The sequence below is a fragment of the Bradyrhizobium sp. Mp19 genome (assembly GCF_029952935.1).
In the GTDB taxonomy this organism is placed as follows: domain Bacteria; phylum Pseudomonadota; class Alphaproteobacteria; order Rhizobiales; family Xanthobacteraceae; genus Bradyrhizobium; species Bradyrhizobium elkanii.
The window spans coordinates 19,106-43,128 of sequence record NZ_JASAUT010000033.1; the positions used below are offsets into that span (position 1 = coordinate 19,106).

Sequence of the window (24,023 nt, forward strand, 5' to 3'; positions counted from 1 at the left end):
GCTGCCGGCTGGGTTTAGCCGACAGCCCAACCTGGCGATGCGGGCCGTCGCCTCACTTCGCCTTCTGGATCGCGGTGACGGTGTAGCCGCCGTCGCCCTCCTTGGCCTCGAACCGGACCTTGTCGCCGACCTTGACTTGCTTCAGCAGCGCCGGATCCTTGACCCGGTAGACCATCGTCATCGGCTCGTCCATGCCGAGGCTCCTGGCCGGGCCGTGCTTGAGCGTGATCTTCCCGGCGCCCTCGTCGATCTTCTTGACCTCGCCATCGATATCAGCGCCCTGCGCGAAAACAGCGCCCCAAGGCGCACTCAATGTCAACGCCAACGCAAGCGAGGCGGCGCCTGCGATCCGGATGATCCTGTTCATGGTTGTTGTGCTTTCTTTCGTTGCTGGTTTCATTTCACGATGACGCGGCCGGTCATCCCGTAGTCGCGGTGATCCGGGATCAGGCAGGAATATTCAAACGTTCCGGCCTTGGTGAATTTCCAGACGATCTCCGCACTCTTCTTCGGTGCGAGGCGAACGCCGTTCGGATCGTCATGCTCCATATGCGGATGCTTCTTCATCACTTCGGCATGCTTCAAATTCTCTTCGGTGGTCGCGAGCAGGAATTCGTGATCCTCAGTGCCGGCATTGCGGATCACGAAGCGAATCTGTTCGCCGCGCTTGACCTCGATGCGGAACGGCGTGAACTCCATCTCCTTCATCTCGACCTCGACCGTGCGCGAAGGCTTGCTCGGATCGCCGGGCTCGCCGGCTGAATAGGATTCGTGGCCATGTTTTTCGTGGCCGCGCGACGGCGCGGCGGTTACCGACAGCGCGATCAGCGCGACGCAGATGCTGGTGAGTTGCTTCACTGGATTCTCCATTCTGTGTTTGATGCTTGTCGTTGGTGAGTGAGCTGGGTCCGCTACATCTTCATTCCCTTCATCGATGGCTTGGCTTTTCGCCCGGGCGCCGCCGGCGGTTGGCGCGCGGGCTCGGCGGCGGGTGCCTCGACCTCATAGGCAACCGTGCCCGGCGGATATTTGTACGGTCCGGGGTCGGCGTAATCGTCGCGGCCGAGCCCCTCGCGGATCTTCATGACAGTGAACATGCCGCCCATCTCGATCGGCCCGAATTGTCCGGTGCCGGTCATCATCGGCAGCGTGTTGTCGGGCGCTGGCATCTCCATGTTGCCCATCGCCATGCCGGTCGATCCCATCACCATGGCGTCGGGCGCGAGCTTGCCGACCGCCTTCGCCAGATCCTGGCGCGACACGCCGATGAAGTTTCTGACGTCGTGGCCCATCGCGTTCATGGTGTGGTGCGACTTGTGACAGTGGAACGCCCAGTCGCCCGGATTGTCGGCGAGCATGTCGAACGCCCTGACCGCGCCGACCGGCACGTCGGTCGTGGTTTCCGGATATTGCGCTGACACCGGCACCCAGCCGCCGTCGGTGCAGGTCACCGCGAAATTGTGCCCGTGCACATGGATCGGATGGTTGGTCATGGTCAGGTTGCCGATCCGCACCCGGATCCTGTCGCCGAGCCGGATCGGCATCGGATCGATGCCGGGATAGACGCGGCTGTTCCAGGTCCACATGTTGAAGTCGGTCATCTCGTTGACCTTCGGCAGATAGGTGCCGGGGTCGATGAGGTAGCTGCTCATGATGAAGACGAAGTCGCGGTCGACGGGACGGAACGCCGGATCGCGCGGATGCACGATGAACATGCCCATCATGCCCATTGCCATCTGCACCATCTCGTCGGAATGCGGGTGGTACATGAAGGTCCCGCTGTGCTTCATCTCGAACTCGTAGACGAAGGTCTTGCCGGGCTTGATGTGCGGCTGGTTGAGCCCGCCGACGCCGTCCATGCCTGACGGCACGATCATGCCGTGCCAGTGCACCGTGGTGTGCTCCGGCAGTCTGTTGGTGACGAAGATGCGGACCTTGTCGCCCTCGACCGCCTCGATGGTCGGCCCCGGCGCCTGGCCGTTATAGCCCCAGAGATTGGCCTTCATGCCGTCGGCGAATTCGCGCACCACGGGCTCGGCGACGAGATGGAATTCCTTCCAGTCGCCGTTCATCCGCCACGGCAGCGACCAGCCGTTGAGCGTGACGACCGGCCGGTAGTCCGGCCCGCTGGTGGGATGTAGCGGCGGCTGCATCACCACCTTGTCCATGGTCGGCGCTTCCGGAATGGCGGCGGCCTGGACGCGGCCGCTGACCGCGCTTGCCGTGACCAGCGCCGCGCTGCCCAGAAATCCTCGTCGTGAAAACATGTGCTGCTCCATTCAATGACCGCCGCCGGCCGCGGGCTGCGCGGCCGAGGCGATGGAAGACGGTGTCGATGCTGCGCCGGCCGAGCCGCCGCCGTTGATCGCGGTCTGCAGTTCGGATTGCGCCAGCAGGAAGTTGCGCTTGGCGTCGATCGCCGCGCGCAGCGAGGCGAGCCGCTGCCGCGCTTCGGTCAGCAGCGCGAACACGTCGACCTGCATGCTGGAGAAACGCAGCTGCATCTCCTCGGTGATGATCTGCCGCAGCGGCAGCACCTCGCGCTGGTAATGGCGCGCGATGTCGTAGGTCGAGCGGTAGACGCGGTAGGCGTCACGCGCCTCGGAGCGGACGTTGATCGCCTTCTCGGTGAGGCGGTTCATCGCCTGGCGGTAGGTCTCCGCCGCCTGGCGTACCCTCACCTCGCCGCCGTCGAAGATCGGAATCTGGAACTGGACGTCGAAGCCACGCTCCCTGAACGGCGGAGCTTCGGGATCGTGCGTCCGCTTGTCGATGCCGGCGACGTCGAGCAGCGTGACGAAGCGCGTCGCCTCGGTAAGATCGAGCGCCTTGGCGAGCGCGACGATTTCCATCCGTGCAATCTGCAGATCGACGCGGTGACCGACCGCGGCGATCTCGATCGAGGGCTGCTGCAGCGGCCGCTTGGGCAGCGGCGGCAGCCGGTCCGGAATCCGGAAGCCGAGATCGCCGTCCCACAATCCGAGCAGCCGCGCCAGCCGCTCGCGCGAACTCGCCGCGTTCTGCCGCGCGCTGGCGAGGTCGGCGGTGATCTCGGCGTAGAACACTTGCTCGCGGGCCTGGTCGAGCTTGTTCATACCGCCGGTCTCGCCGAGCTTTTTTGCGAGCTGCGCGGTTGACTCCGCGGTTGCCTTCGCATCCGTCAGCAACGCGACCATCTCATTTGCCGCGACTGCCGCGACATGGGCACGCCGCACCTCAGCGGCGAGCCGCAAGGTGGCGAGTGCGGCCTTGAGCTGCGCCTGGCGGAAGCGCTCGCGCGCGATCTCGGAGCGGGCCGGCAAGGTCGCGAGCGCGAGGATGTCGCCGACCACCTGCCGCTCGACCTCGCTGGCGCCGTTTCCGGTGATGCGGGAGACCGAGAAGGTCGGGTTCGGCGGCAGGCTGTCGGCGACGTAATCGGTCTCCGCCAGCGCCAGCTCGTTATAGGCGGCCTGCAAGCCCTTGTTGTTCAGCAGCGCGACCTGCACGGCGGCATCCGCCGTCAGATTGCGCGCGAGCAGCCGTTTCACCGCGGTGTCGACGCTCGCGGCCCCCTCTCCGCTGCGAACGAAGGCAACGTCCTTGCCGATCGCCTGCTCGGTCACCTCGGAGACGACGCCCATGCCGCTGTCGGGCGAGAACGACGCGCATCCCGCGAGCGCGGACGTCAGCAGCAGGATCGGCGCAATGGCCAGATGTCGCATGGCGCCCTCCTACCGATCCGACTTCGAACTGGCCGGCGGCGTGACGCCGTCGTTGCGCTCGCGCCACGGCAGCGGCGTCGACGGACGCAGGCTGCTGTAGGGCGCGATCGTCGAGCGGTAGCCGACGCCGACCGTCCCCGCCGCCGGGTTCGCCGGATCGCTTGCGACGGCAATCGGCCGGCCATCGGCCATGCAGCCGGCCAGCGGCGCAAATGCGAGGATGGCGGCGGCCATCCGCGGCAGCAATGTGGGTGGCGCGCGCAGGCCCAGTCTGTTGTCAAGCCTGGTGGCCACGGCGGCGAGCCTCGCCCCGAGTTGCGAATACATGGATCTGTCCCGATCATCAGATGAGTAATCGGCATGCGCCCGCGTGCGCGCGGCACAGCCACGATGTCAGCGAAAGATCAGGCGATGGGGGGACGGTAGAGGCGCGCCGGCGCCTCGCTTCGCAGGCTCTGATGAGCCTCGCAAAGTCGCGTGGCGATCGGGTGCAAGGGAGCTGCGACGAAGGGAAGATCGGCCGGCAGCGCCGATACGCACATCAACGCGCAGCACGGCCCCGACGCGGTCTTGCCGTCGTGGCTGTGCTTCGCAGGCGGCGCGGCATCATCGGCCGCTTGATGCATCTGCATGCCGCCGTGATCGTGGGCAGCATGATCGTGCGTGACGGCTTCGGCGTGCGCCATCGGCATCGACGGCGCGTGAACATGCGCCGCGGCGGCGGGCTGGACTTCATCCGTCAGGCACGGAAACGGCGCCCCGAATGCGAGCGCGAAGGACGGCGCGAGCACGCAAAACAGATAGGCCAGGATGATGGAACATCCCGCCCGCACCCGCCCTCGCCTGTTCAGTCGCACCAACACCCGCCTCGCATCTCCGATTGCCCCGCAAAGCCGACCGCAAATCAGCCAGCCGCAAATCGCCATCAGCTATATACCCCCTCGGGGTATCATTCAATCCGGTTTGAATCCACGAACCGACGTCATGTTTCCATCACATCTTTGCCGCCTGACGCGCGGCACAGGAAGCAACTTCGCGTGCCGGCACCTTCGCTTTGATCTCGACGCCCTTCACGACGGCGAAGATCGCGGGAATCACGATCAGCGTCAGAAGCGTCGACGAGATCATGCCGCCGATCATGGGCACCGCGATGCGCTGCATGATCTCCGAGCCGGTGCCGGTGCTCCACATGATCGGCAACAGCCCGGCCATGATGGCGACCACCGTCATCATCTTCGGCCGGACGCGCTCGACCGCGCCCGCGATGATCGCGCGATTGAGGTCGTCACGATCGATCGTGCGTCCCTCGGCAGCGCGACGCGCCGTGACCTCGCCCAGCGCCTGGTTGAGATACATCAGCATCACGACGCCGGTCTCGGCGGCGACGCCGGCGAGCGCGATGAAGCCGACCGCGACCGCAACCGACAGGTTGAAGCCGAGCGCCCACATCAGCCAGAGCCCGCCGACCAGCGCGAACGGCAGCGACAGCATCACGATCATGGTCTCCGCCACCGAGCGGAAATTGAGGTAGAGCAGCAGGAAGATGATCGACAGCGTTACCGGCACCACGATCTTGAGCCGCGCGGCGGCGCGCTCGAGGTATTCGTACTGCCCGCTCCAGACCACATAGGTTCCGGAGGGAAACTGCACGCCGGCCTGCACCGCGCGCTGCGCGTCCGCGACATAGCCGCCGAGATCGCGATCGCGGATGTCGACATAGATATAGGTCGCAAGTTGCCCGTTCTCGGTCCGGATCGTGGTCGGCCCGCGCGCCGGCGCGATGTCGGCGACCTCGCCGAGCGGCACCGCCCCGCCCGCCGGCATCGGCACCAGGATGTCGCTCGCAATCGCCCCCGGATTGTCGCGCAGATCGCGCGGATAGCGCATGTTGACGGTAAAGCGCTGGCGCCCCTCGATCGTCGTGGTCACGCTCTGCCCGCCGAGCGCGGTCGCGATCGTGTCCTGCACGTCCTGCACCGCGATGCCGTAGCGCGACAACGCTTCGCGATTCGGCGTGATCTCGAGATAATAGCCGCCGAGGCTGCGTTCGGCATAGGCCGACGAGGTGCCGGGCACACCCCGCACGACCTGCTCGACCTGGCGCGCGAGCTTGTCGATCACGGCAAGATCTGGACCGATCACCTTGACGCCGACCGGCGTCCTGATCCCGGTCGACAGCATGTCGATGCGCGCCTTGATCGGCATGGTCCAGGCGTTGGAGACACCGGGAAATTGCAGCGCCTTGTCCATCTCGGCGATCAGGCGGTCGAGCGTGAGGCCGGCGCGCCACTGCTGTTTCGGCTTCAGATTGATGACGGTCTCGAACATCTCCGACGGTGCCGGATCGGTTGCGGTCGCGGCGCGGCCGGCCTTGCCGTAGACCGAGGCGACTTCCGGAAAGCCGCGGATGATCCGGTCCTGCATTTGCAGCAATTCGCCCGCCTTGGTCACCGAGATCCCCGGCAGCGTGGTCGGCATATAGAGCAGCGTGCCCTCATTGAGGTCAGGCATGAACTCGGTGCCGAGCTGCCGGGCCGGCCAGATCGAGACGGCGACGGCACCGAGCGCGAGCAGGATCACCAGCGTCTTGGCCCGCAACACGCCGTTGATAACCGGACGGTAGATCCAGATCAGAAAGCGATTGATCGGATTTCTGTGCTCGGGGACGATCCTGCCGCGGACGAAGATCACCATCAGCGCCGGCACCAGCGTCACCGACAACAGCGCCGCCGCCGCCATCGCAAACGTCTTGGTGAAGGCGAGCGGCGAGAACAGCCGCCCCTCCTGCGACTCCAGCGTGAAGATCGGCATGAAGGAAACGGTGATGATGAGCAGGCTGAAGAACAGCGCCGGCCCCACCTCCGCCGCGGCCTCGATCAGGATTGCGACCCGCGGCCGCCCGGGCTCGGCGCGCTCCAGGTGCTTGTGCGCGTTCTCGATCATCACGATCGCCGCATCGATCATGGCGCCGATCGCGATCGCGATGCCGCCGAGGCTCATGATGTTGGAGCCGATGCCGAGCAGCTTCATCGCGCCGAACGCCATCAAGACGCCGACCGGCAGCATCAGGATCGCGACCAGCGCGCTGCGGACATGCAGCAGGAACACGATGCAGACCAGCGCGACCACCACGCTCTCCTCGAACAGCGTGCGCTTCAGCGTGTCGATCGCCGCATAGATCAGATTGGACCGGTCATAGACCGGCACGATCTCGACCGATTTCGGCAGGCTGGTCGCGATCTCCCTGAAACGCTTCTTGACGTTTTCGATCACGTCGAGCGCGTTGACGCCGAAGCGTTGCAGCACGATACCGCTCGCGACCTCGCCCTCGCCGTTCAGTTCAGTGATGCCGCGCCGCTCGTCGGGGCCGAGCTCGACGCGGGCGACGTCGCGCAGCAGCACCGGCGTGCCGCCATCGGTCTTCAGCACGATGTTGCCGAGATCGTTGATGTCCTTCAGATAGCCCTTGCCGCGGATGACATATTCGAACTCGGACAGCTCGACGGTGCGGCCGCCGACGTCGGCGTTGCTGGCGCGGATCGCATCGCGCATCCGCTGTATGGTGATGCCGCGATCGCGCATCCGCTGCGGATCGAGAATGACATTGTACTGCTTGACGAAGCCGCCGACGCTGGCGACCTCGGCCACGCCTTCCGCCCTGGCAAGCGCGAATTTCAGATTCCAGTCCTGGATCGTGCGGGTGTCCGCAAGGTTCAGCTCTTTCGACATCACGGCATACTGGTAGACCCAGCCGACCCCGGTGGCGTCGGGTCCGATGGTCGGCGAGACGCCAGCCGGCAGCCGCGACGCCGCGCCGTTGAGGAATTCGAGCACGCGCGAGCGCGCCCAGTAGACGTCCGTGCCGTCCTCGAAGATGACATAGACAAAAGACACGCCGAAGAACGAGAAGCCGCGCACGACCTTCGACTTCGGCACCGTCAGCATCGCCGTGGTCAGGGGATAGGTGACCTGGTCCTCGATCACCTGCGGCGCCTGGCCGGGATATTCGGTGTAGACGATGACCTGGGTGTCGGAGAGATCGGGGATCGCATCGAGCGGCAGATGCAGCAGCGCGTAAAGGCCCGCGGCTGCCGCAAAGCCGGTGCCGAACAGCACCAGCAGCAGGTTGCGCGCCGACCAGGCGATGATGCGGGCAATCATCGGCGGTCCCCCGTCTTGTCGCCCTCGCCCGCCTGCGCAGCACCGGCCTCGGCAAAGCCCTTGATCGCCGCTTTCAGATTGCTCTCGGCGTCGATCAGGAAGGTGGCGGAGGTCACCACCGCATCGCCTTCGGCGAGGCCGTCGCGGATTTCGACATAGCCCTCGCCGCGCCGCCCGAGCTTGACCTCGCGCGGCTCGAACCGCCCGTTGCCGCGGTCGATCAGCACGCTCTGGCGACTGCCAGTGTCGAGGATGGAATTATCAGCGACCGTAAGTACCGGCGCCGCGCTGCCGGTGTCGATCTCGGCGTCGACATACATGTCCGGAAGCAGTGCGAGGTCGGCGTTCTGCAATTCGATCCGGACCCGCGCGGTGCGCGTCTCCTTGTTGACCTGCGGGTAGATCACGCTGATCTGGCCTGCGAAACTGCGACCGGGATAGCTGCGTGCCCGCACCGTGACCTTTTGCCCGACCACGATGTTGCCGAGATCGCGCTCGGCGACGTCGACCAATGCCCACACGACAGAGACGTCGGCGATCCGAAACAGCGCGTCGCCGGGTTGGGCGCGCATGCCCTCGATGGCGGCGCGCTGCAGCACGATGCCGTCGCGCGGCGACAGCCACTGGATCGCGATCGGAACCGTCCGGCTCTTCTCCATCTCGGCGATGACCGGTTCGGGAACGTCGAGATTGGTCAGCCGCTGCTTGGAGCCGCGCCCGTAGGGCTCGATACCCGCAGTCGCCTTCGACGTGATGGTCGCGACATATTCGGCCGCAGCGGACGATATTGCCGGGCTGTAGATCTCCATCAACGGCTGGCCCTTCGTCACGCGGCTGCCGGTCGTGACGTCGGCGACTTTCTGCACGTAGCTCTCGGCCCGCATCGCGATCACGGAGACGCGACGCTCGTCTAGCTGGATCGTGCCAGGTGCCCGGACCAGCGTGCGGATGCGGCGCATCTGCGCGGCCTCGGACTTGACGCCGCTGCGCTGGATCCTGCCGGGCGACAGCGTGATCGAACCGTCGTCGCTGTCTTCGCCGTCATAGACGGCGATGTAATCCATCCCCATGGAGTCCTTCTTCGGCACCGGCGAGGTGTCGGGAAGTCCCATCGGATTGCGATAATATTTCACCTTGCGCTCGCGCTTGGCGTCGGCCGCCGGCATTGCCGTCGGCCCTTCCGCCTCGTCAAAGCTGATATCGGCGCCGGCGGCGACGGGCCGGTAGTCGCGGCCGTCAGCCGTCTTCTTCGGCGTCAGTGAGTAGAACGGCTTGCCGTCCGGATCACGGTAATAGATCGGCGCGCCTGCTTCCGCCGCTTGCGCGGCAGAGGCAGCGAGATTTGCGCCCACCCAAGACGGCAGGCCGCGGCCGATATGTGCGACGCCTGCCGCTGCAAGGAGCGCAGCGGCAGCGCCGGCCAGAGCCAGCCGGTTCATTTTCCGGCCGTGACTACGAGCTTGCTTTCGACCGTGCCCGTCTCGCCTTGCACTTTGGCGCCGAGCGACAATTGCCAGCGGCCGGCCATCCCAAAGGTCGCCTTGAACCGATAGGTGCCGGGTTCGGTCCCCGGCATCGGCGTGACCTTGGTAGCCATCTCCTGCATGCCGTCCGGGGCCATATCGAGCCGCGTCGCGAAGATCACGGCGTCAGGCACGGCCTTGCCGGTCTTCTTGTTCATTAGCCTGACGGTGACAACCTTGTCCGGACCGGCCTGAACAGTCTGGTCGACGAGCTGGAATTCGTAGTCCTTGGTGTCGGCGAGCGCGACGTTGGCGGTGCCTGTCAGCGCCAGACCGATGAGCGCGGCCCCTACGGCACGCGACGTGTTGAACAACTTCATTATCTCGTTCCTCGATTGGATTTGATCTGCCGCTTGCGCGGCATGAAACGTCCACGCGTCCAAGGGCCGCGCAGCAGCAACCGGCGCTTTGCAGCGCCAGTCAGACCAAATATCGAGGAGGATGGTCGGGAGGCGGACGGACCAAGCCGTCGGCAACCAGATCGTCATGCGGATGCAATTGCAGCTGCGTCACCGGCCTCATCGCGAGGCCGAGAGCCGACGGTCCCGCGTGCAGGACCTTCAACATGCAAATCGCAACCAGCGGACAATCCCGGCAGTCATTGCTCTTCTGCTTGTCGGGGCAGCACGGCATATCAGCCGCCATGTCCGACGTGTCCGCCATCTGGCTCATACCGGTCAACAAAGATCCAGCCGCCGCAGGCGTGACCAGCGGCGCAATTGTCAGGCCGGCCGTCACGAGGACGGCGAGCAGCAATCTGAACAATTGGCGAACATTCATAGTGCGACAGTCTCACAAAGGACGGGTGCTGGAAAGGTCACCCTGTTCACAAGTGCACCAGCGAGAGGTTGGGTGGTTAACCGTTCACCCCGGCCTGACGCCCCGCCTATTGAGACTTCGGCCCGCCGTGATAGCGCCACCGCGTTCCAGCCGTGTCCGGAACGTTCATTGGCTGCAAGCGCGCCGCTTCCTGATCATAACCGAATGCAGACATCGGGTTGCGTTGGGTGGCGACCGCCGGCGTTGTTTCCTTGGCCTCATTGGGCAAATACCGCTTGTCGGAGATCGTCGCGCCCGCTTGCGCAGCCGCCGATGCCACAACAACCGGCACCAGGAACGAGAAAGCAAGAATGATCTTGTTGATCGACATAACCCGGCTCCATCATTGTTCTGAAGTGCATTTATTTGCGCTTCTGATCATGAGTTCGGAGTCGATATTCCTCCGGTTACACGCTCACGCCGACGTGACAGGTCTAAATCTCCTCGTTCACCAACGCAGCAGCCGCGGTCCCAATACCGCACCCGCGAGTGTGCACAGTACGATCGTGCCGCCGTACCACAGGGCGACAAAGGGCAGCGAGTCATCGGTGCAATGGAGTGCGTAGGCGACAGCGCTCACGCCACCTGCGACAAGGCCGCCGAATGCCCCCGCCCGCACCAGATTGGTCGGCGCCGCCTTTCTGACGGCCCAGATGATCACGGCAAACGGCACGATCGCGATGACCGGAATGGAAATCAGGCATTCGAACCATTGGTCTCCCATGACCATCCTGTCCCAGTGGGAGCTGGGCGCCTGTCCAAGGCTGATCGCAGCGAGCAGCATGATCGCCGCGAACGGTAGTGCAGCAAGTCCGAGGGAAATTGTTCGCTCACCTCCCGGACGCGCCAGCCGAGTCAGATAGACCGACGCCGCACCCAGAGTGCCGAGCGCGAATGCGAGCTTCAGGAACAGAAAGGTCACGGCGCGCGGCGTGGTCAGGTCGGCGCGAACACCAAGCCCGGCAAACACGAGGCCAAGCGCGGCAACCAGCCCCAGCCCGAGCGCGATAGCGACACTGCGGCTGACCAGCCGGCGATCGACCGGCTCGACATTCGTGCTGAGCGCCGCAATGAGTTCGTCCGTCTTCATGGTTCCGTTCTCCGAGCGATCAACGCGGCCAGAGCTTTGAGCCCGCGATGGATGCTGACCTTCACACCGGATTCCGACATGCCGCACCGCTGCGCCGCTTCTGCGACGCTCAATCCATCGAGCTTTACGGCGGCGATGGCGCACTGCATGTTCGCCGGCAACTGCTTGAGCAATCGCCTGACGTCAAAGCTGCTCTCGGTGCCGACGTGATCGTCATGCGCCGTGATGTCGTCGGCCTCGTCGATCGGTACGTCGGCGCGCGAGGCCTGTGTTCGGCGCAGGAAATCGATCAGTTTGTAGCGCGCGACCGCGTGCACCCAGGGCGTCAGCGGCTGTGCCGGGTCGTAGGTGTGCCGCTGGAGGTGAATCGCCAGTACGGCCTCCTGCACCAGGTCCTCCGCCTCCGCCGCGCCGCGTCCGGTCCTGGCAAGCTTGCTTTTGTAATAGGCGCGCAGATGCCGACTCAGGCGCTCCAGCAACGCTCGGTGGGCCGCCGCATCGCCATCCTGGCTGGCAAGCATCAGCGCCTTGAGCTCGTTCTCCGTGGTCGACATGCAGTGCCTGTACCTACTGGTTCGCTTACGCGGCCAGTTTGGTTACACCCTGATCGGTCAGGCTAGAATATTCTCGATGTCGCCGTGGAGCCGCCCCCTGCTGAGGGGCGGCAGAATTGAGCGAGGCTCGGATGCACCGCGCCGTGAGAACGCGGTGCCCGTGCGAGCCGCAGGCACGGCCCCAGCGGTGCGGGCATTCAACCGGTCACGTCTGCTTCAACGCCGCCGGATCGACCGGCATCTTGCGCAGCCGCTTGCCGGTCGCCGCGAAGATCGCGTTGCTGATCGCCGGCACGATGCCCGAGGTTCCGGTCTCGCCCATGCCGCCGGGCGGCTCGGTGCTCGGGACGATATGGACCTCGATCGCGGGCGCCTGATCGATGCGCAGCATCTGATAGCTGTCGAAATTGCTCTGCTCGACGCGGCCGTCCTTGAGCGTGATCTCGCCGTAGAGCGCCGCCGTGACGCCGAAATTGATGCCGCTCTGCAGTTGCGCCTGCACCGTGTCAGGATTGACCACGGTGCCGCAATCCATCGCGCAGACGACGCGGTGGACGCGCACCGAACCGTCCCTGGCAACCTCGACCTCGGCAATTTGTGCGAGGTAGCTGCCGAACACGAATTGCAGCGACACGCCGCGTCCGCGCCCGGCCGGCAGCTTGCCGCCCCAGCCGGCCTTGGCCGCCGCGAGCTCGAGCGCCGCCTTGGCGCGCGGCGACTTGCCGAGCAGCGCGCGGCGATAATCGACCGGATCCTGCTTCGCCGCCGCCGCCAGCTCGTCGATCACGCTTTCGGTGACGAACACGTTGTGCGAGGGCCCGACACTGCGCCAGAACGCGGTCGGGATGCCCGGCGGTTCGACCCGGACATATTCGACGTGGAAGTTGGGGATGTCGTAGACGAGATCGATCGCGCCCTCGGTCGTGTCGGGGTCGAGACCGTTGCGGAACGCCGGCGGCGCCCATCGCGCCAGCACCGACGAGCCGGCGAAGCGGTTGTTCCAGGCGACCGGCTTGCCGGACGCATCGAGGCCGACCGAAATCCGGTCGCACCAGTAGGGCCGGTACATGTCGTGCTGGATGTCCTCCTCGCGGGTCCACACCAGCTTGACCGGCGCATCGACCTGCTTGGCGATCTGCACCGCGCGAATGACGCCATCGACCTCGAGCCTGCGGCCGAAGCCGCCGCCGAGCAGATGATTGTGCACCACCACCTTCTCCGGCGGCATGTTCAGCACCTTCGCGGCCACCGCCTGCGCACGCGAGAGCGCCTGGCTGCCGACCCAGATCTCGCAGCCATCGGGGCGCACATGCACGGTGCAGTTCATCGGCTCCATCGTCGCATGGGCGAGGAACGGCAGCTGATAGGTCGCCTCGACTTTCGTCGCCGCGCCGGCCATCGCCTTGTCGGCGTCGCCGATATTTTGCGCGATCGTGCCCGGCTTGGTGGTGGCGGCTTCGAGCTCGCGCGCGATATCCGCCGTGGCGAGCTTGGCGTGAGGGCCCTCGTCCCACTCGATCGTGAGCGCCGCCAGACCCTTCTTCGCTGCCCCCATGTGGTCGGCCACGACCGCGACGGCGTCGTCGAGCGTCACGATCTGGCGCACGCCCTTGACGGCTTTTGCCGCCGCATCATCGACGCGCTTCACCCGCCCGCCGAACACCGGCGACTGCGCCAGCGTCGCGATCTTCACCCCGGGCGGCCGGGCGTCGATGCCGTAGACCGCCGTGCCGTTGATCTTGGAGGGCGTATCGAGCCGCTTGGCCGGCGTGCCGATCAGCTTGAACTCGGACGGGCTCTTCAGCGTGACGTTCTCCGGCACCGGCATCTGCGCCGCGTCAGTCGCCAGTTCGCCGTAGCCCAGCTTGCGTCCGGAGGCCGCGTGATGCACCTCGCCGTTCTCGGCGCGGCATGTCCCAGGCTCGACGTTCCAGCGCTTCGCCGCGGCTGCGACCAGCATCGCCTTCGCGGTGGCGCCGGCTTTGCGCATCGGCTGCCAGGCGCCGCGCATCGCATTCGAATTGCCGGTGGCCTGCACGCCGAGCAGCGGATTGGCATAGAGCTTGTCGCTCGGCGGCGCGTGTTCGAGCCGGACCTGCGTCAAGCCGATCTCGAGCTCCTCGGCGATCAGCATCGGGATCGAGGTATAGGTGCCCTGCCCCATCTCGACATAGGGCATGGTCAGCACGACCTTGCCGTCGCTACCAATCCGGACGAAGGCATTCGGCGCGAAGCCATCGGAGGCGGCCGCCTCGCTCTCGCGGCTCGCGAACGGCAGGCCCACGCTGAGTAGCAGGCCGCCGCCTGCGACCGCGCCGGCGCGGAGGAAGTTGCGCCGCGACAGATCGGCGGCGCGCTCGGACAGATTGTCGATCAGCGTCATGGCTCAACCTCCCGACTGCGCGGCTTGCTTGATGGCTTCGCGAATGCGCACATAGGTGCCGCAGCGGCAGATATTGCCCGACATCGCGTCGTCGATATCGGCATCGGTCGGCTTCGGCTTGCTCGCGAGCAGCGCGGAGGCCGACATGATCTGCCCCGACTGGCAGTAGCCGCATTGCGGCACCTCATGCGCGAGCCAGGCGTCCTGGATCTTCTTGCCCGCCGGCGTTTTGCCGACCGCCTCGATGGTCGTGATCTTGGAGTCGCCGATGCTGTCGATCGTCGTGATACAGGAGCGCACCGCGCTGTCATCGAGATGCACCGTGCAGGCGCCGCACAGCGCCATGCCGCAGCCGAACTTGGTGCCGGTCATGCCCAGCACGTCGCGCAGCACCCAGAGCAGCGGCGTGTCGCCATCGGCATCGACCTGATGACTGGTCCCATTGATCGTGATCTGGAAAGGCATCCTGACACTCCTGTCCTGGTTCGAGGCCCCGCGCGGTCCGCGCCCCTCCGGGCGCGACCGGCCACATTCCAAGGCAATCGCGCATCATCGCGCCGATTGCTCACTTATGGTAATAAATACAATTCCAAAGCTCTATAATCGGCGCTTTGATCTCCAGTGAAATAACTATTGGTTTATAATCATGGATCGACTGACCAGCATGTCCGTGTTCGCCCGCGTCGCCGATCTCGGCTCCTTCACCGCGGCGGCCAAGGAGCTGCGGATGTCGCCGACCATGATCGGCAAGCATATCCGTTTTCTCGAGGACCGGCTCGGCTCGCAATTGATCAACCGCTCGACCCGGCGGCAGGGCCTCACCGAGCTCGGCCGCAGCTATCTCGATCACTGCAGGCAATTGCTGGAACAGGCCGAGGCCGGCGATGCGCTGGTCGAGGAGGCGCTCAGCGCGCCGCGCGGCAAGCTCCGCGTCGCGACCTCGGTCGCCTTCGGATCGTACAGCCTGGCGCCCGCGCTGGTCCGCTTCATGAAGAGATATCCGGACGTCTCGGTCGACCTCATCCTCAGCGACAGGATGGTCGACCTGCTCGAGGAAGGGCTCGATGCCGCGATCCGGGTCGGCACGCTGACCGATTCCACCATGATGTCGCGCTCGCTGTCGCCTTATACCGGCGTGGTTTGCGCCGCCCCGAGCTATCTCGCCGAACGCGGCACGCCGACCCATCCGGCGGATCTCGCCCACCACGAATGCCTGCGCTACCCCGGCTGGTCGGACGGGCAGCGATGGACCTTCTCCGGGCCGGAGGGCGAAGTGCATGTCGATGTCGCGAGCCGCCTCTTCATCAACAGCGCGTTCGGCATCCGCTACGCGGCGCTGGCGGGCGCCGGCATCGTGCTGATGCGCGACGAGCTGCTTGCCGACGATATCGCCGCGGGACGGCTGCAGGTCCTGCTGCCGAACTACACGACGCGGGCCCGCGCGCGCCAGATCCTGTGGCCGAAGCACCGCAAGATGACGCCGAAGCTGCGCGCGCTGATCGACTTCATCGTGGAGACGTATGGGTGAGCCAGATCGATCCTTCGGTTCACGGTCGAAACGTGAATTGGGGTTAGTTCGTGCCTGCTATGATGAGAAGATTATTGAGTACGGGCGTGGAGCAAAACGCCACCACTATCGCGATATTGTAAGGGTTGTTGCTGCGCCACAGCAGCCACATCATGAAATAGGTCAAACCGAGCTTCGGGATCAGCCACCAGGGGCCGAGCCATGTCTGCGCGACATGCATGAACGGGTTCAACTCGCCGAGGCCGAGATTCAGGATCGTGTTGGTGGTGTAGAGATCGGCGATGCCAAGAAGCAGGACGGACAGCACGAGGAGCGTCTTGGCCAGGTAACGTGGCCCCAGAATGATCTCGTAAGCAAATGCGGCGCCCTCGGGAACGTTCCGTTTGAACCACGACTGCGCGGCGTCATTGGTCGCGAAAACCTTCAGATGCTCCGGCTCGCCAACGGGCTTGCTTGTGTCGGTATAGACCCAGACTTTCATTCGCTTGCTCAAATAGCTCTTATCAAATCACAAAAAATATCATCTGCCGCGACGGTCCTCTCCGGAGACAGCTCTGCCGTCGCCGTAAGGATTGATTCCGGAGAGTGGGGGTGCCGCTTCAGGGCGATTCAATCGTTGCGTCGCTTCAGGTCCATGCGTCCAATGCGTTCATCAATCAGTCGATTTAGTCTCTCGTCCCGCAGTGAATTCTTCCTAAACAGCCCGCCATGCAGCCGATAGGCAAGAAGAAGCAGGACAATAGCAGTGCCCCCGAGATAGTAGGACCAGTCCATTCTTGAACCGCGCCTGGTTGCTGCAATGGGCGAAGCTTAGGGCGAGCCTGTCCTACTTGTCCAACGCTATCCTGTGCGCCACACCTGTCCGTACCCGAATGGATTGGCCTGATTTATGCTTGGAAATGGCCGCACACGGAGGACGCGCGATGAGGCGGGACCTTTTGGTTATTTGCGGCGGAATGCTGGCCACGGGCGCCATCACCTGGATCCTGCTGGGCAACCCGGCGAGCGTGCCACATATGCACGGGCCCCAGACGATGTCGGCCGATCAAGACTTGAGACTCGTCTCCCAGCGAAGTCCATATATGCGAGACGAGCGCTAGGGCCGTCCCCGGCGGGTGCCCCGCGAAATTCAATCACTGAGATGCCCGACGAGGCAAGGCGGCTGTCGATTCGAATGCGCCCAGTCAGCGGGACTGAGCATAGGGTGCAGCATTCATCAGCAGCACCCCGAAAAGCAGGACCAGATAGAGCATCGAAAACACGAACAGGCGACGAGCGGGCCGCCTTTCCTTGTCGGGGCTCCGGCGTACCTGCCATGCGAGAAAAATCATGATCGCTCCCAGCGTCGCCGCAGCCGCGCCGTAGGCGGCTCCCGCAAACCCCAGTGCACAAGGCAGCAGCGAGGTCGAAACCAGAAGCACGCTGTAGAGAAGAATCTGGCGCTTTGTTTCGGTCCTGCCGGCCACGACCGGCAACATCGGCACTCCGGCGCGGGCATACTCTCCAGCAAGATTGAGCGACAGTGCCCAGAAGTGGGGTGGCGTCCAAAGGAAGATGATCAGAAACAGGATGAGCGGCTCGAGCCCGACATATCCTGTGACCGCGACCCAGCCGATCACCGGAGGGAGCGCTCCGGCGGCACCGCCAATGACGATATTCTGCGGGGTTCGACGTTTGAGCCACATCGTGTAGACGACGACGTAGAAGAAGATCGTGAAGGCCAGCAGCGCAGCGGCGGCCATGTTCAGCAAGGTGCCGAGGGCGAGGACGGCGCACGTGCCGAGCATCAATCCGAAGACCAATGCTTCCGGGCGCGACACGCGGCCGCTGGGAATTGGACGGATGGCGGTACGCGCCATCAGCGCATCGATGTCGGCGTCGTACCACATATTGAGCGCAGCTGCGGCGCCGGCGCCCGCAGCGATGCAAAGAAGAGCAGCGAGCCCGGTGAAGGGCTCGATGCCGCCTGGTGCGACCATGAGACCGACCAGTGCGGTAAAGACGACCAGCGACATCACGCGCGGTTTCGTCAGTGCGACGTAGTCTCCGATGTTGGCATAGCCCCGGCGACGAATTGAACGATTGATTTGCACGAGATTAATTCCTCGTCAGTTCGAAAAAGCCACCGGCTGAAGGCCCTCTTCGCAGGGTGCCGCAAGAAGCGGCGAGGCCTCCGCCTTCAGGATGCCTTGCCTCCTCCAGCATGACCCATGTGTTCATGGCCGTCGCATTTCTAGCTTGCCGGCGCGAAGAACATGACCCGAAGCAGATGCGTATAGTCGGATTCGAACACCATGATCCCCACAAACACCAGCACCAGCACCGGCGGCAACAGGATGGCGTAGGCCAACGCCAACCGCTCCCAGGCCATGTGCATGAACACAGCGACGATCAGGCCGGCCTTCAGCACCATGAACAGCAGGATCAGCGACCACCGCAGGTGGCCATGGATACCAAAATAGTCGACGAGATAGGAGCAGGTGCTGAGCACGAACAGCCATCCCCAGACCACCAGATAGAGCTTGATCGGGTGCTGCTGGCCCTCTGCATGCGCGGCGCCCGATGCCACCGCACCATGCACATAGGTGTGTAGCGCGTGCTGTGCTGCCTGCCCTTCCACATGTACCGCTGCTTCTGTCATGCGCGACCTCACCAGAGATAAAAGAAGGCAAAGATGAACACCCAGACCAGATCGACGAAATGCCAGTACAGGCCCATGATTTCGACGATCTCGTAGTAGCCCTTGCGGCTCGTGAAAAAGCCGCGCCGCTCGACGTCGAAGTCTCCCCGCCAAACCTTTCGCGCGATGGCGATCAGGAAGATCACACCGATGGTCACGTGGGTGCCGTGGAAGCCGGTGATCATGAAGAAGGAAGCGCCAAATTGCGGTGCGCCCCACGGGTTGCCCCAGGGCCGCACGCCCTCCATGATCAGCTTGGTCCATTCGAAAGCCTGCATTCCGACGAACGTCGCGCCAAATGCCGCGGTGACCAGCATCAAGGCTGCCGTTTTAACGCGATCCCGGCGGTAACCGAAGTTGACGGCCATCGCCATCGTCCCGCTGCTGCTGATCAGGACGAAGGTCATGATCGCGATCAGGATGAGCGGAATGTGCTGGCCGCCGATATTGAGCGCGAAGACTTCGCTGGGATTGGGCCACGGCACAGTCGTCGACATTCGCGCCGTCATGTACGACAGCAGGAAGCAGCTGAAGATGAAGGTGTCGCTCAGAAGGAAGATCCACATCATGGCCTTCCCCCAGGACACGTTCTTGAACGCGCGCTGGTCCGAGGCCCAGTCGGCGGCGATGCCGCGCAATCCGGGTATCGTCCCGGGCAGCGCCTTGGGGGTTGCGAGTGTGGTTTCTGTCATCGCTTCCTGCCCTCGCTAGGTGAGCAACTGGCGACAGATGTCGACGAAATTGTCGGTCCAGCCCGTCAGCAGACCGAGCAGCACCAGCCAGACCAGCAACAGGAAATGCCAGTAGATGGTACAAAGCTCGACGCTCAGGCGCATCTGCGTCATCGGCGCGCCGCGCCACAGTTTTACGGTCGCCCTGCCGAGCGCCACCAGGCCGCCGGTCACATGCAGCCCGTGGAGCGCGGTGATCAGATAGAAGAAGGAATTGGCCGGATTCGACGCCATGACATAGCCGGCGATGCTGAGCTGCTGCCACACCACGAGCTGCCCGATCAGGAACATCACGGCCGATGCAGCGCCGACCAACAGGCCCGCGATCAAGCCCTCATGGTCGTCGCGGCGCGCGGCCATCAGCGCCCATTGCAGCGCCACGCTGCTGATGACGAGGACGCCGGTGTTGAACCACACCAGCCTCGGCAGCGGCAGCTCGCGCCAGTCCACCATGGTGGTGCGCATCGAGTAGGCGCTGATCAGGAGCGCGAACAGCGAGCCGACCACCGCGAGAAAGACACCGAGGCCGATTTTCGCTGCCGGCACCGAAGAGCCGCGATCGCCGCGAAGATCGACGGCAATGCCCTGCTCCAGCCACGGCTTGGCGGCCAGCCGTTGCTGCGAGAGCCACCATCCCGCGATCGCTGCAATCGTAGCAATGAACAGGACGATGGCACTCACGGATGGGCCCCCTGGGCCAGCACCTTGGCCGGCGGTTCATTCTGCGGGATGAAGTCCCTGGCGGCACCGGGCACGCTGTAATCATAGGCCCAGCGATACACGACGGGGAGCTCCTTGCCCCAGTTGCCGTGTCCCGGCGGGGTCTCCGGCGTCTGCCATTCCAGCGAGGTGGCACCCCAGGGATTGCCGCCCGCCTCTTTTCCCTTGAACAGGCTCCAGACCAGATTGAACAGGAAGACGAGCTGGGCGAAGCCGACAATCAGCGCCGCCACGCTCATGAACGCGTTGAGGTCATGGGCGGAGGCCGGGACGAAGGACGTGTCGCCGATGTCGTGATAGCGGCGCGGCATCCCGAGCAGGCCGAGATAGTGCATCGGGAAGAACACCGCATAGGCCCCGACGAACGTCACCCAGAAGTGGAAGCGTCCGAGCGCATCATTGAGCATCCGCCCGGTGACCTTCGGATACCAATGATAGATCCCGCCGAACACGGCCATGATCGGCGCAATCCCCATCACCATGTGGAAGTGGGCGACAACGAACATCGTATCGGACAGCGGAACGTCGACGACAACGTTGCCGAGGAACAGCCCGGTCAGGCCGCCATTGACGAAGGTGACGATGAAGCCGAGCGCGAACAGCATCGGCACCGTGAGATGGATGTCGCCGCGCCAAAGGGTCAGCACCCAGTTGTAGACCTTGATCGCGGTCGGGACCGCGATGATGAGCGTCGTGGTGGCGAAGAAGAACCCGAAATACGGGTGCATGCCGCTGACATACATGTGGTGCGCCCACACGACGAAGCTCAGCGCCCCGATCGCCACGATCGCCCAGACCATCATGCGATAGCCGAAGATGTTCTTGCGCGCGTGCGTACTGATCAGATCCGAGATGATGCCGAACGCCGGCAGCGCGACGATGTAGACTTCGGGGTGGCCGAAGAACCAGAACAAATGCTGGAACAGGATAGGGCTGCCGCCGCCATACTTGGTCAGCTGGCCCATCTCGACCAGTGTCGGCATGAAGAAGCTGGTTCCAAGGAGGCGGTCCAGCAGCAGCATCACCGAGGCCACGAACAGCGCCGGGAACGCCAGCAGCGCCATCACAGTGGCGGTGAAGATGCCCCACACCGTCAAGGGCATGCGCATCAAGGTCATGCCGCGTGTGCGGGCCTGCAACACCGTGACCACGTAATTGAGCCCGCCCATCGTGAAGCCGATGATGAACAGGATCAGCGAGGCCAGCATGAGAACGATGCCCCAGTCCTGTCCGGGGGTCCCGGAGAGAATCGCCTGGGGCGGATAAAGCGTCCAGCCGGCGCCGGTCGGCCCGCCCGGCACGAAGAACGTCGCGGCCAGCACCAGCACCGCGAGCAGGTAGACCCAATAGCTCAGCATGTTCACATAGGGGAAGACCATGTCCCGCGCGCCGACCATCAGCGGGATGAGGTAGTTGCCGAAGCCGCCGAGGAACAACGCCGTGAGCAGATAGATCACCATGATCATGCCGTGCATGGTGATGAACTGAAGGTACTGATTGGCATCGATAAAGGAGAACGTGCCGGGAAATCCCAGTTGCAGCCGCATCATCCACGACAGCACCAGCGCAACCATTCCGATCGACATCGCCGTGATCGAGTACTGGACGGCGATCACCTTGGCGTCTTGCGAAAAAACGTACCTCGTCCACCAGCTGTGCGGGTGATAGAGCTCAACCTCAGCGACTTCGGCGGGCGGGATTCCTGCGACCTGATCAAACGGGATATCGACCATCGGAATACCCTCCTTGGTCTTCCGCTCAGCGACGAGTTCACTTCATATCCGGCCGAACATCCGGCCGATCCTCGTCGGCATGTTCATTCGCTGCCAGTCTTGTACGCGGCCTTCGCGACGTTGCGCTGGCCGGACAAGGCGGCGAACGTGTGCTGCTTGTCCAGCCACGCGTGATATTCCTTCTCTTCTTCCACGACGACCTTGCTGCGCATCTGTGCGTGCGCGGCACCGCAAAGCTCCGCGCAGAGGACGTCGAAGGTTCCGGTCCGGGTCGGCGTGAGCCAGTAGTAAGTCACCGAGCCAGGGATCATATCCATCTTCGCCCGGAACTCGGGCACATAGAAATCATGCAGGACGTCGATCGAGCGGAGTAGCACCTTCACCGGCTTCCCGATCGGCAGATGCAGATCCTCGTTTTGCACGACGATGTCGTCCTGCCCGTTCGGATCATTGGGATTCAACCCGAGTGGATTGTCGGAGCTGATCAGGCGCGCATCTGACGTGCCGAGCCGGCCGTCCTTTCCCGGAAGCCGATAGCTCCACATCCACTGTTGTCCAACGACCTCGACGTCGGTCGCGTCGTCGGGAACGGTGACGAACTGGTGCCAGACGACGAGGCCGGGCGCCAGCATGGCGACGACGCCGATCGCGGTGCCGATGCTGAGCCACCATTCGAGCTTCTTGTTCTCGGGATTGTAGTGGGCGCGCCGTCCCTCGGTGTGGTGAAAGCGCAGGACGCAATAAGCCATGAACACGATCACCGCGCAGAACACCGCTCCGGTGATCCAGAATGTCAGGTTGATCGTGTGGTCGATATAGCTCCAGTTCGAGGCAATCGGGGTCCACCACCAGGGGCTGTAGAGGTGAAACAGCACCGAGGCGACGGCAACCAGGAGCAGTAAGATCGCTACAGCCATCCCTCATTCCTCCTTGCCATCGAAGGCTGCGGAGACGAACGAAAGGGCGGAGCTCACGTCAGAGGGATGGTCTCACGTTCACCATCACCGTGGCTTTTGCCTCGCCCATTCTGCCGGTCGCGATGCTGGGACATGACAAAAACTCAACGTCACGGCCGCAACCTCATCGGAGCTGGGGGCGTCAACCATCAACATGGTACCCATCGAGCCAGACGTCAATAGAGGAGTAATGCCCGCCGTTGTCCGGCGCGTGTTGGTAGGGATGGATTGGATGCCGCGAACACTGATCGGCCCTCCCTATCGCATGGTGCATCGCAAGACCTCGTTTGTGCACCTGCACAATTCTCCCGACCGCATTCGCCACCTTGCTTCTGCCGCGCATCGGACTAGTTTTACTGGACCGGTTGCGACGGATGTCGTCCGGCAAGCTCCTTCTGGTTGAATCTGATTTGCCGGACTCAGTCGCGATTTTCGCGCATGAGGCGGATGTGCGTGTGTTGATGGCGCTCCGTTCCCCTGCGGCCACAAGCAAGGAGACCGGAACCATGACCACGGTGTTCGCACGACCCAAGCTGCAATTGTTTGGCGTCTCTACCGCCTTCGTCGTTCGCAAGATCAGCCTTTCCGACCTGGGCGACGCGCTGCGCCTCGGCTGGGAAGACTTCAAGGCCATCCCGACCCACGCAATTGTCCTGTGCGTGATGTATCCCGTGCTCGGACTTGTCCTGTTCAGACTTGTGCTTGGCTATTCGGTGCTGCCCCTGCTGTTTCCGCTCGCCGCCGGCTTCGCCCTGATCGGTCCTTTCGCCGGACTAGGCCTCTACGAACTGAGCCGACGACGCGAACGCGGAGAGGAGCCAGGAGCCTGGGATGCAATGCAGGTGCTGCGCGCGCCGTCGTTCGGCGCCATGTTTGAGCTTGGCGTTCTCCTGCTCGTTCTGTTCGGGGTCTGGATCGCTACCGCGGACGCGATCTACATCATGACGTTCGGCTATGCGCCGGCTGCGAGCATCCCTGATTTCGCAAAGCGCGTGTTGACGACGCCCGAAGGCTGGTCGCTCATCATCGTCGGATGCGGCGTCGGCTTCCTTTTCGCCTTGGTTGCCCTGTGCGTCAGCGTCGTCTCATTTCCACTGATGCTCGACCGTCATGCGACAGCAATCGATGCGATCCGCACCTCGATACGGGCCGTGATGATGAATCCAATTGAAATGGCCGCGTGGGGATTGATCGTTGCGGTATTGCTGGCCGTGGGCTCACTGCCATTCTTCGTCGGTCTCTGCGTCGTTCTGCCGGTGCTTGGTCATGCGACCTGGCATCTTTACAGAAAGGTGGTCGAGCCCGACCGGAATCCTCCGCAAGAAGAGCCCCGTCCGCCGATTGGTCACCGCTACGCGGCCGACTTCCCGGCCTCCCTCTTCCCGTGGAGCCGTGAGCGCTAAAGCGTTCTCGAGCGAAGTGGCTACCGGTTCGCGTGAGG

24 protein-coding genes are annotated in these 24,023 nt (G+C 64.0%); 2 read left to right on the top strand and 22 right to left on the bottom strand.

The features are described from left to right. Positions 1-52: 52 nt before the first annotated feature. From QJT82_RS29280 to QJT82_RS29350, 15 genes are all read right to left on the bottom strand, one after another. A complete protein-coding gene (locus QJT82_RS29280; RefSeq protein ID WP_028342652.1) occupies positions 53-367 on the bottom strand; it encodes a copper-binding protein in 315 nt (104 codons plus the stop codon). Between the two features lie 29 nt (positions 368-396). Further along, positions 397-870 (bottom strand): cupredoxin family protein, encoded by a 474-nt coding sequence (locus QJT82_RS29285; protein WP_028342653.1) that lies wholly within the window; start codon positions 868-870, stop codon positions 397-399. Positions 871-911: 41 nt separating this feature from the next. Next, on the bottom strand, positions 912-2,267 hold the full coding sequence (locus QJT82_RS29290; protein ID WP_035632248.1) for a copper oxidase: 1,356 nt from the start codon (positions 2,265-2,267) through the stop codon (positions 912-914). A gap of 12 nt (positions 2,268-2,279) precedes the next feature. Then, complete coding sequence (locus tag QJT82_RS29295; RefSeq protein WP_028342655.1) at positions 2,280-3,704, bottom strand: TolC family protein; 1,425 nt, start codon at positions 3,702-3,704, stop codon at positions 2,280-2,282. Positions 3,705-3,713: 9 nt separating this feature from the next. Beyond that, a complete protein-coding gene (locus tag QJT82_RS29300) occupies positions 3,714-4,031 on the bottom strand; it encodes a hypothetical protein (protein WP_028342656.1) in 318 nt (105 codons plus the stop codon). A gap of 77 nt (positions 4,032-4,108) precedes the next feature. Next, complete coding sequence (locus QJT82_RS29305; RefSeq protein ID WP_338139837.1) at positions 4,109-4,630, bottom strand: hypothetical protein; 522 nt, start codon at positions 4,628-4,630, stop codon at positions 4,109-4,111. Between the two features lie 67 nt (positions 4,631-4,697). Further along, a complete protein-coding gene (locus QJT82_RS29310) occupies positions 4,698-7,865 on the bottom strand; it encodes a CusA/CzcA family heavy metal efflux RND transporter (RefSeq protein ID WP_028342658.1) in 3,168 nt (1,055 codons plus the stop codon). Next, positions 7,862-9,304: an efflux RND transporter periplasmic adaptor subunit gene (locus tag QJT82_RS29315; protein ID WP_051447996.1), complete on the bottom strand. Its 1,443-nt coding sequence runs from the start codon at positions 9,302-9,304 to the stop codon at positions 7,862-7,864. Before QJT82_RS29315 ends, QJT82_RS29310 begins: the two co-directional genes overlap by 4 nt. Continuing rightward, on the bottom strand, positions 9,301-9,708 hold the full coding sequence (locus QJT82_RS29320) for a FixH family protein (RefSeq protein WP_028342659.1): 408 nt from the start codon (positions 9,706-9,708) through the stop codon (positions 9,301-9,303). Before QJT82_RS29320 ends, QJT82_RS29315 begins: the two co-directional genes overlap by 4 nt. A 100-nt stretch (positions 9,709-9,808) precedes the next feature. Further along, positions 9,809-10,144 (bottom strand): hypothetical protein, encoded by a 336-nt coding sequence (locus QJT82_RS29325; RefSeq protein ID WP_338139838.1) that lies wholly within the window; start codon positions 10,142-10,144, stop codon positions 9,809-9,811. A 130-nt stretch (positions 10,145-10,274) separates the two neighbouring features. Further along, a complete protein-coding gene (locus tag QJT82_RS29330) occupies positions 10,275-10,538 on the bottom strand; it encodes a hypothetical protein (RefSeq protein ID WP_028342661.1) in 264 nt (87 codons plus the stop codon). A 117-nt stretch (positions 10,539-10,655) separates the two neighbouring features. Beyond that, on the bottom strand, positions 10,656-11,297 hold the full coding sequence (locus QJT82_RS29335; RefSeq protein WP_028342662.1) for a DUF1109 domain-containing protein: 642 nt from the start codon (positions 11,295-11,297) through the stop codon (positions 10,656-10,658). Continuing rightward, positions 11,294-11,851, bottom strand: coding sequence for a sigma-70 family RNA polymerase sigma factor (locus QJT82_RS29340; protein WP_028342663.1), 558 nt, complete (start codon positions 11,849-11,851; stop codon positions 11,294-11,296). The genes QJT82_RS29335 and QJT82_RS29340 overlap by 4 nt, the downstream gene beginning before the upstream one ends. 205 nt (positions 11,852-12,056) lie before the next feature. Next, positions 12,057-14,234 (bottom strand): xanthine dehydrogenase family protein molybdopterin-binding subunit, encoded by a 2,178-nt coding sequence (locus QJT82_RS29345; RefSeq protein WP_035632250.1) that lies wholly within the window; start codon positions 14,232-14,234, stop codon positions 12,057-12,059. 3 nt (positions 14,235-14,237) lie between these two features. Continuing rightward, entirely contained in the window at positions 14,238-14,699 is a 462-nt protein-coding gene (locus QJT82_RS29350) for a (2Fe-2S)-binding protein (protein ID WP_028342665.1), read from the bottom strand. Between the two features lie 181 nt (positions 14,700-14,880). Here QJT82_RS29350 and QJT82_RS29355 point away from each other — a divergent pair, with 181 nt between their 5' ends. Beyond that, positions 14,881-15,762 carry a LysR substrate-binding domain-containing protein gene (locus QJT82_RS29355; protein ID WP_028342666.1) on the top strand — a complete coding sequence of 294 codons (882 nt, stop codon included), beginning with the start codon at positions 14,881-14,883 and terminating at the stop codon, positions 15,760-15,762. Positions 15,763-15,805: 43 nt separating this feature from the next. On the opposite strand, the gene QJT82_RS29360 is transcribed toward QJT82_RS29355, so the two are convergent. The 7 genes from QJT82_RS29360 to coxB all read right to left on the bottom strand — a co-directional run bounded on the left by QJT82_RS29360 (position 15,806) and on the right by coxB (position 22,543). Continuing rightward, positions 15,806-16,243 (bottom strand): DUF5658 family protein, encoded by a 438-nt coding sequence (locus QJT82_RS29360; protein WP_028342667.1) that lies wholly within the window; start codon positions 16,241-16,243, stop codon positions 15,806-15,808. Between the two features lie 703 nt (positions 16,244-16,946). Beyond that, the gene (locus tag QJT82_RS29365; RefSeq protein ID WP_028342668.1) at positions 16,947-17,855 is read right to left on the bottom strand and encodes a heme o synthase; all 909 of its coding nucleotides are present in this window, start codon (positions 17,853-17,855) and stop codon (positions 16,947-16,949) included. A 140-nt stretch (positions 17,856-17,995) separates the two neighbouring features. Further along, complete coding sequence (locus QJT82_RS29370; protein WP_028342669.1) at positions 17,996-18,403, bottom strand: cytochrome C oxidase subunit IV family protein; 408 nt, start codon at positions 18,401-18,403, stop codon at positions 17,996-17,998. An 8-nt stretch (positions 18,404-18,411) separates the two neighbouring features. Continuing rightward, the gene (locus QJT82_RS29375; RefSeq protein ID WP_028342670.1) at positions 18,412-19,134 is read right to left on the bottom strand and encodes a heme-copper oxidase subunit III family protein; all 723 of its coding nucleotides are present in this window, start codon (positions 19,132-19,134) and stop codon (positions 18,412-18,414) included. Between the two features lie 15 nt (positions 19,135-19,149). Continuing rightward, a complete protein-coding gene (locus QJT82_RS29380) occupies positions 19,150-19,854 on the bottom strand; it encodes a cytochrome c oxidase subunit 3 (RefSeq protein ID WP_028342671.1) in 705 nt (234 codons plus the stop codon). After that, on the bottom strand, positions 19,851-21,626 hold the full coding sequence (ctaD, locus tag QJT82_RS29385) for a cytochrome c oxidase subunit I (protein WP_028342672.1): 1,776 nt from the start codon (positions 21,624-21,626) through the stop codon (positions 19,851-19,853). Before ctaD ends, QJT82_RS29380 begins: the two co-directional genes overlap by 4 nt. An 83-nt stretch (positions 21,627-21,709) precedes the next feature. Next, on the bottom strand, positions 21,710-22,543 hold the full coding sequence (coxB, locus tag QJT82_RS29390) for a cytochrome c oxidase subunit II (protein WP_028342673.1): 834 nt from the start codon (positions 22,541-22,543) through the stop codon (positions 21,710-21,712). Positions 22,544-23,088: 545 nt separating this feature from the next. Here coxB and QJT82_RS29395 point away from each other — a divergent pair. Further along, positions 23,089-23,985 carry a DUF2189 domain-containing protein gene (locus QJT82_RS29395; protein WP_028342674.1) on the top strand — a complete coding sequence of 299 codons (897 nt, stop codon included), beginning with the start codon at positions 23,089-23,091 and terminating at the stop codon, positions 23,983-23,985. The last annotated feature ends 38 nt before the right edge of the window (positions 23,986-24,023 follow it).